14 protein-coding genes are annotated in these 12,929 nt (G+C 35.0%); 3 read left to right on the top strand and 11 right to left on the bottom strand.

Features of this window, described 5'->3' with window-relative positions:
* Nucleotides 1-272 precede the first annotated feature (272 nt).
* From NAT51_RS02750 to NAT51_RS02800, 11 genes are all read right to left on the bottom strand, one after another.
* Nucleotides 273-893: a hypothetical protein gene (locus NAT51_RS02750; RefSeq protein WP_250594885.1), complete on the bottom strand. Its 621-nt coding sequence runs from the start codon at nucleotides 891-893 to the stop codon at nucleotides 273-275.
* A gap of 77 nt (nucleotides 894-970) precedes the next feature.
* Entirely contained in the window at nucleotides 971-1,654 is a 684-nt protein-coding gene (locus NAT51_RS02755) for a putative polyvalent protein kinase domain-containing protein (RefSeq protein ID WP_250594888.1), read from the bottom strand.
* A gap of 134 nt (nucleotides 1,655-1,788) precedes the next feature.
* Nucleotides 1,789-2,262, bottom strand: a complete 474-nt coding sequence (locus NAT51_RS02760) for a hypothetical protein (protein ID WP_250594890.1) — start codon at nucleotides 2,260-2,262, stop codon at nucleotides 1,789-1,791.
* Nucleotides 2,263-2,298: 36 nt separating this feature from the next.
* Complete coding sequence (locus NAT51_RS02765) at nucleotides 2,299-2,691, bottom strand: hypothetical protein (protein ID WP_250594892.1); 393 nt, start codon at nucleotides 2,689-2,691, stop codon at nucleotides 2,299-2,301.
* Nucleotides 2,692-2,822: 131 nt separating this feature from the next.
* Nucleotides 2,823-3,977: a DUF418 domain-containing protein gene (locus NAT51_RS02770; protein ID WP_250594894.1), complete on the bottom strand. Its 1,155-nt coding sequence runs from the start codon at nucleotides 3,975-3,977 to the stop codon at nucleotides 2,823-2,825.
* A gap of 360 nt (nucleotides 3,978-4,337) precedes the next feature.
* Nucleotides 4,338-4,586, bottom strand: a complete 249-nt coding sequence (locus NAT51_RS02775; protein WP_394799678.1) for a hypothetical protein — start codon at nucleotides 4,584-4,586, stop codon at nucleotides 4,338-4,340.
* Nucleotides 4,587-4,628: 42 nt separating this feature from the next.
* Entirely contained in the window at nucleotides 4,629-5,747 is a 1,119-nt protein-coding gene (locus NAT51_RS02780) for a DEAD/DEAH box helicase (RefSeq protein ID WP_250594902.1), read from the bottom strand.
* Nucleotides 5,748-6,000: 253 nt separating this feature from the next.
* Nucleotides 6,001-6,261, bottom strand: a complete 261-nt coding sequence (locus NAT51_RS02785) for an RNA recognition motif domain-containing protein (RefSeq protein WP_250594905.1) — start codon at nucleotides 6,259-6,261, stop codon at nucleotides 6,001-6,003.
* 364 nt (nucleotides 6,262-6,625) lie between these two features.
* Nucleotides 6,626-7,558, bottom strand: coding sequence for a hypothetical protein (locus NAT51_RS02790; RefSeq protein WP_250594907.1), 933 nt, complete (start codon nucleotides 7,556-7,558; stop codon nucleotides 6,626-6,628).
* 13 nt (nucleotides 7,559-7,571) lie between these two features.
* Complete coding sequence (locus tag NAT51_RS02795) at nucleotides 7,572-9,869, bottom strand: hypothetical protein (RefSeq protein ID WP_250594914.1); 2,298 nt, start codon at nucleotides 9,867-9,869, stop codon at nucleotides 7,572-7,574.
* 11 nt (nucleotides 9,870-9,880) lie between these two features.
* On the bottom strand, nucleotides 9,881-10,624 hold the full coding sequence (locus NAT51_RS02800) for a nucleotidyltransferase domain-containing protein (RefSeq protein ID WP_250594915.1): 744 nt from the start codon (nucleotides 10,622-10,624) through the stop codon (nucleotides 9,881-9,883).
* Nucleotides 10,625-11,190: 566 nt separating this feature from the next.
* On the opposite strand from NAT51_RS02800, the gene NAT51_RS02805 reads away from it, so the two are divergent.
* The 3 genes from NAT51_RS02805 to NAT51_RS02815 all read left to right on the top strand — a co-directional run bounded on the left by NAT51_RS02805 (nucleotide 11,191) and on the right by NAT51_RS02815 (nucleotide 12,901).
* Nucleotides 11,191-11,370, top strand: a complete 180-nt coding sequence (locus tag NAT51_RS02805; RefSeq protein WP_250594917.1) for a hypothetical protein — start codon at nucleotides 11,191-11,193, stop codon at nucleotides 11,368-11,370.
* Between the two features lie 167 nt (nucleotides 11,371-11,537).
* Entirely contained in the window at nucleotides 11,538-11,966 is a 429-nt protein-coding gene (locus tag NAT51_RS02810) for a TPM domain-containing protein (RefSeq protein ID WP_262921779.1), read from the top strand.
* Nucleotides 11,963-12,901: a TPM domain-containing protein gene (locus tag NAT51_RS02815; RefSeq protein WP_250594919.1), complete on the top strand. Its 939-nt coding sequence runs from the start codon at nucleotides 11,963-11,965 to the stop codon at nucleotides 12,899-12,901. The genes NAT51_RS02810 and NAT51_RS02815 overlap by 4 nt, the downstream gene beginning before the upstream one ends.
* Nucleotides 12,902-12,929: the final 28 nt, after the last annotated feature.

Consider the following 12,929-nt stretch of genomic DNA (forward strand, 5'->3'; position numbering starts at 1 on the left):
CAAAATTGGAATAAGGGTGCGCAATTATTTTGCGCTATAAGTTAAATGGTTTGTGGTTTATGGTTTGTGGTTTGTGGTTTGTGGTTTGTGGTTTGTGGTTAAAAGTAAACAACAAACAATTAACAACAAACAATTAACAGCATTCTGTGCAGCTTTCCGTGAAAAACACCTGCCGTCTTCCAAGTACCAAAAACCTGCAGCCATAAAATTTAATATTTTAATTCTTTAAACGTTCACAACCCAATTCCTGTAAAAAATAAAATCCTGCTGATTTATTGTTCTTCAACCGTCAGATTTTCAGGTTTTGCAAATTCACTTTCCTCAATTTTCATCGGAATCACTTCAACCGCCTCCATCGTTGCAATAAAATCTTTAGTTACGATGGTATGCTTTAAGAATAAGGCCGACATCAATTTAGAGATCTTATTTTTATTGGTAAATGTAAAATTCCTGCAGTGATCCGGATTCACCTTCAGCTTCGGGGCATAATAAAAAGTCATTTCATATTTGTCATTTTTATACACCAGTTTATCGCAGTCATATCCCAAGACCGTTCCTGCTTTTTTAATTATTTTATGTTGAAAAGGTGTATTGGCGGTTTTATCCCCTCTGTAGTAAAACAATTTACCCGGGGCAATCCGCTCCTGAAAGTAAAGCCGGTTTTCAGATGGCAGGTATAATTTATACGTTAAAAAATCAGAGTCTGTAATTTCCTTATACTTACCGTTAGACACCGTAAATTCCATTTTACTTCCCAATGATTTTTTTAATTCGGTCGTGTCAATGACTGCATTTTTGTTTGGAAGATAGGATATCTTAAAAATAATTTTTCCTTCAAATTCCTGACTGAAACAGTTTATTCCGAATAATAAGAAGTAAAAGATATATTTCATTTTGGATTGTTAGATTATTAGATTGTTCGATTATTAGATTGTCCGATTGTTAGATTTCTTGTGAAAAAACCATTCTTTCATTCATAAAACTCCGGAGTCAAATAAAAAACAGTATCAATGAAATAAAGATTTTTTTCGAAAGTCAAAACGTTTTCATCATGTAAATCTTCTAAAATAATTCCCAATTCCGGATTAAAATAATCATTGTTCTTTTTATTGATAAAACCATTATTATCCATGAAATTTTTGACATTCTCTAATTCCGTTGCTTCATCAGATTTTATGAATTCCTGTTCAACAACTGCATAAAGGATATTGTCTATTTCATAAAATCCAACTAATTGGTAAGCAGTGTCGGGAAAAAAGAAATTATTGAGTAATAAATTGTTGAGGTAGTCTGTCCAGGTTTCGTAATAAATTCCATCATTAAGTTTGAATACCTGATATTCATCATGAAGATAAACCTTTTGTTCTGCTCCACTTGAAATAAATGCTTTTATATCTATTTTGGTATCCCAAAAATTATTTAAATCACAATATTCCCTTATGAGCGTTGCTTCTTCACTCTTGATTTGCTTGCTGCTTTCAATCTCAATGCCTGCTCTCTTGCTTCTTTCAAGGTAACGGGAGATTTTTTGGATAACATCTCCATACCTAACTTGGCTCTTTCCTGAAATGATATTTTGTAGTTCATTTTTCATTGGATTATACCACAAATATACTAATTTCCATGAACTTTCCAGTTCCTCTTCGCTGCGCAAAGTCTCCTGACTTTGAGCTAGTAAATCGATATAAATAAACTTTGAACTAAAATTAAATAATTACAACAAATATTTAATTCAACGAAAGCCCTTTCTTACTCAAAGTCAGGAGACTTTGCGTAGCAGACTTTGGACTATTGTATCATTTCTTTTAACCAGTTATTTAAATGACCTGATGCCAACAACTCTTTCATTGTAAATTCTTCTTCAAAAGTACATCCTGAACAGAAAACAACTTTATCAGGACTCATCATGTTTTGTTTTATCCGGGTTTGTTCCGAAGGCGTCAGTGAAATCACTTTTTTAGCTTCAAGGGTTGTACAAACTGCTGTTGCCAGATATCTTTCTGCAGTACTTTTCGCTGAAAGTTTTGCCCGGATGCCTATGTAATCTTTCTTTGTCAGCAATTTACCCATTACTTTTACCGGTTCAGATTTTCTTCCTGAAAAATAACATCCAAAACCGATCAAACGGTTTTCGTCAATTTTTTCCTCAGGTGGCAGAGATACTAATTCTATGCTCTGCTTTTCAATAGTTTTAGGAATACTTTTTTCTTTACAGTTTAAAAAAGGAAAAATGACCAGTGCGAATAAGATTTGAATTTTCATGACAAGTTTTTGTAATGGTATAAACTTAAACATTTATCATTCGATCAACTTAAACAATAAATTATATTTTTTGCCTTTGATCGTAGAAATCCCGTAAACCAATCCGTTTTCTATTTTGTCGAACTTAACATTCAGCACATCGCCGGGTTGGAAATAGAAGTTGGGAATATTCAGTTCGGTCATTGTGGCTGTGTATTCGCAATCATTGATCCAGGTTACATCCGATTTGATGTAGTACTTACCGTCTTCGAGGTATTCGGTGTGTTTGTTGTTGTTGATGATCACATGATCGGTCGTGCCGGATTGGGTCACATACTGAAGTTTGCAGTGTTTGAGAATTTTACAGTCGGTTACGGTTGCAGTTTGGGAATACGAAACCGAAGTACCTATCGACAGGGAGAACATCATAAGAATTGGAACCGACTTCATTTTTCTGATTTTTAAATGAAACAATGTACCGCAGTCTTTCTGCTCCTTACAATTTACGGAAAATATTTTAGATTGTTAGATTTTAGTCTAACTTAGACTTCATAGAATCGGACAATCTGAAAATCTGAAAATCACTTCTCCACAAAAATACGTTCCGGTATCAGTTGGGCCGTTTTTTTGCCGGTAGCGCTCAACTGTCTCCATAACCATTCCAGCGGACCGTAAGTGTGCGTTTGCAACCACCAGTAACTGATTGCAATCTGGAAACAGTACACCATTATGGCAAACATAAAATAAAAATGAAACGGTATATAATGGAATATCCGTAAGCCTGCGCCCTGAAATGCTAAAAAGCTGATGATGTTCTGGGCGATATAATTGGTAAACGTCATTTTACCCACCGATGAAAAGGCTTTAAACACATCCTGCATTTTACCTTGGCTAAACAATAATACAATTCCCGAAGCCGTAAACACCATGGTAGCGATCACGATCCAGTAATGAAGAGGGAAATACTTCTGATAACCGATTTGCATAAACCGTAAAGCGAACGCAATTCCCCACAATAAAAGTGTCAGTAAGAACGAGCCGATCACCATTCGTTTTAAAAGCGGTTGCTGCATCGTCAGATTGTCAAAGAAATTACTCTTTTGCAAAGCAAGTCCGAACAGCATGCAGATAAACATAACATAATGTGCCGTTACCGAATAAGGCAGACTTAACACTTCGTAATAATACGAACTCATTACATTGTATTTGAAAATATCGAGCCAGTGATGACTGAACTTTAAAAGTGTAATTTCATTTACCTGTGCCGTAATATAAGACGCATCGATTTTGTCTATTCCGGCCTGCAAAAAAGGTTCGAGCAGTAACAGTACACCTCCGATTAGTATTAGTTTCCGTGCCGGCAAATGGATGAAACACAAAAAGAGTAAGCCCAGAAAAGCGTAATCCCTTAAAATATCGCCGTCGTAAATCAACGTATTGAAAAGAGCAAAGCCAAACAACACCAGCATACGCCGGGTCAGGAATGCATACGCATTTTGTTGCATTTTAGCGTAAATCACACCAAATCCAAATCCGAACAAAACAAAAAGAAGGGTCCATCCTTTGGCTGAAAAACAAAAACGCTCGACGGCCTGGATAATTTCAGATACCACACTTTCCCCGTTAATTTTCCCTTCGGGACTGTAACCGAAATATAAATAATTGGAAATAACCACCACCAAAAGAGCCCAACCTCTTAACACGTCAATAATCTCGACTCTTTGTTCTGTTTGCATATGTGTCGCCGTAAAGTATATATAAATAACTGGAAAAAGATGGTGTTTATTGTTGGTTTTTTTAGATTGTCAGATTATTCGATTGTCAGATTTTCAGAGTGCTTAGGCACTTTTACTGCTTAGATTCTCATTCCGAATTACTTATAAAAAAACCTGAAGGTTTTGGAACCTTCAGGTTTTTAAATTATTATCCGGATACACTGGTTAAAATTGTTGGATTGAGAGATTGTGGCTTCGAGAGCACTTCGACAAGCTCAGTGTGACACCTCAGCCACCGTTTGAAGTGTTAGACTTTTTAGACTTCTTAGAAAAACACCTGAAAGGTTATGGAAACCTGTCAGGGGTTTATGGTATAAACCTTTACACCTGATCGGTGTTCGGTCTTATTTTTGGTGTTTTCTCTCCTGCTTCACCCTTATCTTCAGTAGTTTGCCTCAAGGCAGGTGGTGTTGAAGTCAAATGCCCGTTCTCATCAACGTACACAATCATGCTTTCCAATCCTTTTCCTTTATTGTTATTCACTTTGCGGTCTTCACGCTTTTGGCTTTTCTGCTTTTTCTTTTCTATTTTTTTCTTTCGGTTCTCTTTCTTGTAAAATGAATCTGCCATACTTTTTATAATTAATTTCCACATCTGTTTAATACTTGTTTTTTATTCTACTTCCGAAACGGTAAGGCTAACCCCTATCAGCTTCTCGATATTCTTCAAATCTGATTTCTCATCGGTGCTGCAAAACGTTATCGCCGTCCCGCTTTTGCCGCCGCGCCCTGTACGGCCAATCCGGTGTACATAGGTTTCGGGCACTTCGGGTAAATCAAAATTGACTACATGCGGCAATTCATCAATATCAATCCCGCGTGAAGCAATATCGGTAGCCACCAAAACCCGGAGGGAATTGAGCTTAAAATCCGCAAGGGCTTTCTGACGCGCATTTTGTGATTTGTTCCCGTGAATGGCAGCCGCGCTGATGCCTTTTCGGCTCAGTTTTTCTACCAGTTTGTTTGCGCCGTGCTTGGTTCTTGTAAAAACCAGGGAACGCGAAATGGATGCATCATCCAGAATGTTGGCCAACAGTTTTTCCTTGTCTTGCTTTTCAACAAAATAAACCGACTGTGTTACCGATTGAGCGGTTGATGAAACCGGATCGACGCTCACGTACTCAGGATTGCTCAGGATTTTCCCTGCCAGTTTTTTAATGCTGTCGGGCATTGTTGCAGAAAAAAGCAATGTTTGTCTTTTTGCCGGTAAACTGGCCACGATTTTTTTCACATCATACACAAACCCCATGTCAAGCATACGGTCGGCTTCGTCCAGTACAAATATTTCAAGGTTGGAAAGATCAATTTCTTTCTGGCTCATCAGATCCAGTAAACGTCCGGGTGTTGCAATGAGGATATCAGATCCTTTCCGTAAGGCTTTGACCTGATGGAACTGGGACACTCCTCCGAAAATAAGGGTGTGCTTTAATTGCAGATACCTTCCGTAACAAGTGAAATTATCACTGATCTGAATAGCCAACTCTCTGGTGGGTGTCAGTATCAGTGTCCGGATTACATTAGGCTGTTTAGCCGGGCGGTTGGCCAATTGCTGTAAAATAGGAATGGCAAAAGCTGCCGTTTTCCCGGTTCCGGTCTGGGCACATCCCATAATATCGTTTCCTTTCAGGATAACGGGGATGGCTTGTTGCTGTATGGGTGTCGGGACACTGTATTTTTCTTCCTCAAGTGCTTTGAGGATGGGTTCAATTATATTTATTTTTTTAAAAGTCATTGTATAAATTTTATAAGCCATTACGGCTTGGGTTAAAACAAAACACCCGATCACTTACTGATGGACAATGTTTTGTTGGGCGGTACTAACCGGTACCTGTTGATCGTACTGAAGTGCATGGGAGAATACCCGGGTAAAACGAAAGCCCGGAGCATTTCACAAAAAATCAACGCCTTTAACGGAAAATAAAGGAGGATGGTCAGACCATTGTTTTGTACCGGGAAGCGGGTACTTTTTTTGTTGGTGCAGCTTATCAGATGCCGTTTCTGTTTCCGCGGGGACGTGCTTCAGAAACCGTGATAAAATGGCTGCCCATTTTTGTATTGTTAAGGTGTTTAATGGCCGCTACAGCTTCAGAGTTATCATCCATTTCCACAAAACCGAAACCTCTGGAACGGCCGGTAAAGTTATCCGAAACTATTTTTACCGAGGCTACTTCCCCGTATGTTTTGAATAACTCGCGTAACTGTGGTTCTGAGGTCTGAAAACTTAAGTTGGATACATAAATATTCATGATGTCAATTGTTATTAATTAGTAATAAGGCAACTGGAACGCCAAAACTGAAGAGTAATAAATAACAAATTGCAGATCAGGAAGAGCACTGGCAGAAAACCAATAAGTGCCAAAGATAGGTATAATATATTAATATTGAGTGGTTTTGGGAGATTATTAGACTGCTTGGACCTTTTAGATTGTTAGACTTCTTAGATTTTTAGACCTTTTAGACCAATGCTGCGCAAAGTCTCCTGACTTTGAGCCAGTCAATTGATACAAATAATTTTAAACTAAAATTTTAAGTTATTATTCTGTAAGTTTCAATTTAATAAAACTGTTTTACATTGCTCAAAGTCAGGAGACTTTGCGCAGCGGGGGGAAATCATTTAATACTCAACAATTCATCAATAATATCTTTCTTAAATTTAGAGAATGGTCGTTTGTGAAAATCTTCTTCTTTTATTTCTATTCCGAAAACCATACGGTAGATTTCTTCTTTTGACAAGATATTTCCAAAAGTTTTTATTAGTAGATCAATATAATTTTCTGAGTACTTATATCTCAAATCTAATAAATCTCTAAGTTCTAAATTTGAATGTTTATCATAGATCTGCTTTAAATTCATCTCATTAAAAAAATTTTCAATTTTTATTCTTGAGGAATTATCCGATGTTTCAATTTTCAAATCAACATTGTTATCTATAAAGTTTTTCTTTTTGAATGAAAACCGAAAGTTTTTCTCATCATCAGACATACAATAAGGATTCAAATGAGTTTTTAGCTGAAAGTTTTTATTGCTCTTCTTTTTATTACAAGAAGAGCAAGAAGGCACAAGATTATAAAAACTCAAGGCTAATAAAGGGTATTTGCTTTTACTGAACCAATGATCGTATTCAGGTCTAGTGACTTTACTATTTTTTGAACCTACCGTTATTATGTAATTTCTATTGCAATGAATACATGTAAGTTGGTTAAGCAAATCAGCTAAAAAATAATCATTCCCAACAATTCTAGAATAATTTAAAATTCCTTCAATTTCTTTAATTTTAAGATGATATTTTGTGTTTTTTGGTCTTTTATCTTTATTTAATTTCAAATAATCTTCAAATTCATTTTGATCAAAATCTAAAATTATCTGATTTATCAAATCATTATTAAGCTGAATTAACTCTTCTGGACCAGCAAGGATGATTTTTTTTATTTCATCAGAAGTAACTGTTGTCCCATCATGTTTATTTATTTTTCCTGTAATCTTATTTTTTATCTCTAAATAAAACTTTTGAGATTTAATATCTGAACTCTTCAATGTCAGCATAATAAATTATTTGTTAAGGTTTAGTTTTTATTAAATCCAACTCTTCCTGCATTTTATCTATTTTTTTCTGTAGAATATCTGCTCTTGAAAAATCCATAACAACCTCGTTATACATTTCTTTCAACTTATATTTCATCAATGGTTCATCAATTGATTGAATTAAATTATAATGATTTTTAAATGATTTATTACTCTTAATGTCAACAATTTCCTTTGATTTTATTTTCTTAATTTTATTCTCAATCTTTGTTCTTTTTAAAGAGTCTTTCTCATTACTTAATTCTAAAAGTTGCTCTTTTAAATCTGATAATTTATTTAGCCAAGTAATTGTACCATTTATTTTTTCTTTTGCATAGTTTCCTATTAATCCATCTCCAATAAAAAAACTATCAGCCAGTAAATCAGTAATATTCGCACCAAAAGTGTTCATTTTTTTATAATCTTCAGGCTTCCCATTATTCAAAAATAAAATATTTTGCTTTGGAATATCAGAAAGAATAAATGGTGAATGGGTAATGAAAAGGATATTAAGATAATGTTCACTTAAATTTATAAGTCTTAAAGAGTCTAATAATTCATTTATAAAACATTTTTGAAAATCGGGGTGGGCATATAATTCTATTTCATCAAAAATTACATTTATATTTTTATATGATACCAAATCTGTAGCTTTTTGCATTTCATTAGGCAATGAGATATTATCTGGTTGATTTTTTACCGAAGTAATATTTCTTATATGATAAATTACTGAATGTAGGCTAAATATTTTCTGTTTTTCTCCTGAACTTAGATTTGAAAAATTATTATCACTGATTTTATCTTCGAAATAATAGTTAATTTTAAAAAAAGGTGGTAATGAACAATCTGTACCGAATTTATCAAGATAATCTCTATTAAAATCTTTATTAAGTGATATTTTGTCATATATGCTAAGTATCTTTTTTTGAGATAATAAATATGAAGTATTTATCCATTCATAAACTTTATCAACCTCTATTAGCTTATCTTCAACATCCTCTCTATCAAAGTAACAATACATGACAAAAAACAATGTTTGTCTGAATTTCTCTGTCAAATGTGAATTGTCTCTATATAATGTTTTTAAATAACTTTCAAGTATTTTATTATTTACTATTTTAAATTGGTAAACTCTTTCATTTTCTATTTCTAAAAAATCAAACTCCTCAAAGCATTTCTTATAAGCATTAAATTTTTGATGGAAAGTCATTTTTTTCAACTTAAGCAACAAATAATCAATTGCATAATTGCGATAAAAGTTATCTACATATTGAGTTGTATCTTCTTCAATTTGAAAAATTTGAAAAATTACACCCAATATATTTATCTTTTCTTGTTCACTATTAAGTAACCTTATATCTCTACCATTAATTTCTGTCCATTTAAATTTTAAATAGTCTAATTCAATGCCTACATACTTAATCATTTTATCTTTCTGAATTGTACGTAATTTTTCTTCTTGCAGAATATTTACTAAAAATCGTGACTCGGCAAGATACTTTTCACTATTAATGTCAATATTCCCTTTTTCTCTATAAGGATTAATAACAGCTGGTAATTGATAGCCATCATTCTTATGAAAAACCCCTTTTATCCATTCACCTATTTCATTAGTATTAAATCCATAATGAGAATAATTAATTACAACCGAATAAAATAAATTTTCTAATAACTCCTTTACTATAGCTGGTACTTTTTCTTGATTTGATTTTTTATTTTCCGATTCAACTATTGATACATATGCAGATAAATTATTTTTACCAATTTGTTTTTTTATGTTAACAACAGCACCATTTAATTCAACGCATTGAATTATCTTCTCTTCTTCTAAACTATTTTGATAGTAAATCTCAACTTTTAATTCATTTAAATCTGAATTTATACTAGTCTTAAACTTTTTGATATTCTTTTCGAATTCATTTTTATCTAATTCATCATCCCCTGAATCATATAATTCTTCTGGCTTAAAAAAATTAGGATTCACTATTAATGAAGTTTTGAAAATGCTCGCTATAAGTAACTCAATTAACGCGCTTTTCCCACTCCCATTTTTCCCAACAATAGCAGAAATATTAATGTTTTCCCCGTAAAAATTTTCCGGAACTGTGGGTGTATGTTTTATATTTTTTACTTCTATATAATTTTCACTACCAAAACTTTCAATAGGATTATTTTCAGCATCCAGAAAATCATAATCATTATAAAATTTATAAATTCTGTTTTCTTCTAAATTCTTTAAAAATTTACGCTTACAGCGATCAAGTGGTCTTATAGCTAATAGTTTAAAACTCATTATATTTTCAATTACTTTAATAAATCCCTAAAAACCCCATCTAACTCCTCGCCCATTTTCTTTCCGGAACGCAAAGAAGAAGCATGCGCCATATTATACGCCAGAGTCTCCTGCAAATAATCCGTGATGAGGGATTCCTTCGGATGGAGGTAGCTTTCGTTTTGTTGTGACTTGATTTGCATTAACTCTTTTATCTTTTCCTGTATGGCTGGTGGTGCTATCGGCAGCAATTCATTGAAATCGACCGGTGGGAAACTGTCGCGGTCCACGATCCACTTGCCGGCGAGTGCCGTTCGCAACGCATAGAAATAGCTTTTGAGTTTGACTGCATCCTGGGTGCAAACGTCCATGAAATTTTTGGTGGTACCTATGTAGTGGTGCATGCAGGCGATGGGCGAAAAACAATCGGAAGCCACGGCACGTAATTTTGCCATGGCTTCCGTGTTTTCATAATACACTACCGGACTGTACAGCCATTCCAACAAAGAGGCATTGGATTTTGCCAATTGTTTGACGGACTTCCCCAAGTCCCAGCCGGAACCGTCGAGATCATCGGCGGTCATAAACTCGATAACATCAGGCTTGTCCCAAAGTGACAAATAATAATCCAGACCGTGTTTGTAAATAAACCGTATGTCGTAGTCACTATCTGGAGAGGCAAATCCCCACGCTCTGCTCCCGGACTCTACCGCATACAGTATTTCGACGCTCTTTTCCCGCTCTGTTTCTTTGAGTTTATCGAGTATGTTTTGCATGTCTTCCAAATTTAATTAAGTGTATTGTCATTTTAGTACGTATTTATACTGATTTTTTTTAGACTTCTTAGATTCTTAGACCTTTTAGATTCTTAGACTCTAACCAGGATACAAATTTGGTAAGGGTGTGCGTAATTATTTTGCGCAATTCATTTTAGATTATCAGATTGGACTTCGACAGGCTCAGCCACCGTCGAAAGATTGAAGAATTTCGTAGCGGATAACTCCTGTAATAATTTTTTTGTGATAAATTTTTTCATCACGGATTTTTTATCACGGATTTGTGATAAATTTTTTGTGATAATTTTTTTTATCACAGATTTTTTATCACAACTTCTTTTTAGACTTCTTAGATTACTTAGACTTCTTAGACTACTTAGACTTTTTAGATTCTAATCACTAATTACTCTTCACTAGTTACTCTTCACTAGTTACTCTTTACTAATCACTAAGTAATAAGAAAATTCCTAAATTAAATTTGTTTATCAATTCCAAAACATTATTTTCGTAAAATAATTCCTACGTGGATTAGATTAAATAACAAAAACAAATTAATTACAATCATCATGTTAAAAAACATTTTAAAATTAGACGGAGCTCAGGAGCTTTCTAAAGAAATGCAAAAATCAGTTAAGGGTAAAGGCGGCGAGTTAATGGCTTGTCTTTGTCCTGACGGTCAATTAGTGGTGGCGCACGGCGACAGCTGTGACTTGATCATCAGTCAGTTTTGTGCATTGGATGCGTAACCGCTCCTCATATGCATGATAAGAATCCCCGATGGCTGGTCGGGGATTTTTTATTTTACAGCCTAAGCGATTTCAAAAAAAAATTTGAAAGTTGTAGCTTTTTTATTACTTCCCGTTATATTTGGGCTATAATTTTTTTGAATGTATCAAATGAAAAAATAGTACCAATGAAAAACTTTTTAAGCAATTCCGACAAACAGGAAATTGTCGGGGCCATTATCCAGGCCGAAAAACATACTTCGGGTGAAATACGCGTGCATATTGAAAACGACAACCGGCTGCCTTCTTTTGAAAGAGCACAATCCGTTTTTTTTGAATTGGGCATGGATGCCACCCAAAAACGGAACGGCGTTCTTTTTTTCGTCTGTACCAAATCAAAATCACTCAGCATCATTGGTGATGAAGGCATAAACAAGAAAGTCGATGCCAACTTCTGGGAGGAAACAAAAGATGCCGTGCTTGGAAAATTTAAAATGGGACTGTTCAAACAAGGATTGGTTTTGGGCATCGGAAAGGCTGCAACCCAATTACAGGAATTTTTCCCGCTTGAAAGAAAGAACAGAAACGAACTGACTAACACTATCTCAACACTATGATTAAAAAACTACTTTTATTTACTTTTCTTTTTTGCAGTGTACTGGTTACGGCCCAACTGAAAATTCCGGAAAGGCCCGGCAAAATTCCTTTCATTATCGACAGTACCTATACCTTAAGTATTGACGAACAATCCATTTTAAACAATAAATTAAAAAATTACTGCCTCAGTACGTCCACCGAAATACTGGTGATGCTGATTCCGACGACGAACGGAATCAATATTGAAACCTACGCCAAGGAGCTGGGACAGAAATGGGGCATTGGAAAACGCGGAAAAGACAACGGGATTGTCATGCTGATTGCCAAAAATGACCGCATGATGAGCATTCAGAACGGCCATGGAATCGAACCCATACTGAGCAATAAGAAAACCAAACAGATTATTGACGAAATCATCACACCCCATTTTAAAAACGGCGATTTCTTTTTAGGGATCAGTGAGGGACTCAATACTATTTTTGACATCCTGAAGAATGAGTTCACCAATGAAAAAAACACAACCGATCTCAGCAATTTCATCACGGATATCAATCCGCCTGCAGCTGTCCAGAAGATCGCTAATGAAAATCAGGAAGTTACCGAAGTAGGAGAACCAATCGGTCTGGTTGGCGCCCTCATTATCATTTTTATATTTCTTTCGATAGTTGCCGTAATTATCTTTGCCCTAATAAACATAATACGGAACAGAAAAAAACTGTTCTCCGGAAATTATACAATGGGCGGTTATGGTGTAAGCAATACGGTTTACAATCACGTGCATGTTAACAACAATAACGGTGACCGCTACAGAAGAAGATCGACTTCCTCTTTTTTCAGCGGAAGCAGCAGTTCGGGAAGTTCAAGCAGTTCAAGTAGTTCAGGAAGCTCGTACAGTTCGGGTAATTCAGGAAGCGGAGGAACCTTTGGCGGCGGCGGTGCATCCGGTGGCTGGTAAACTTTTCAATTATAAATCAAAATCCCCG

Origin of the sequence: Flavobacterium amniphilum, assembly GCF_023634845.1 — a bacterium.
GTDB lineage: Bacteria > Bacteroidota > Bacteroidia > Flavobacteriales > Flavobacteriaceae > Flavobacterium > Flavobacterium amniphilum.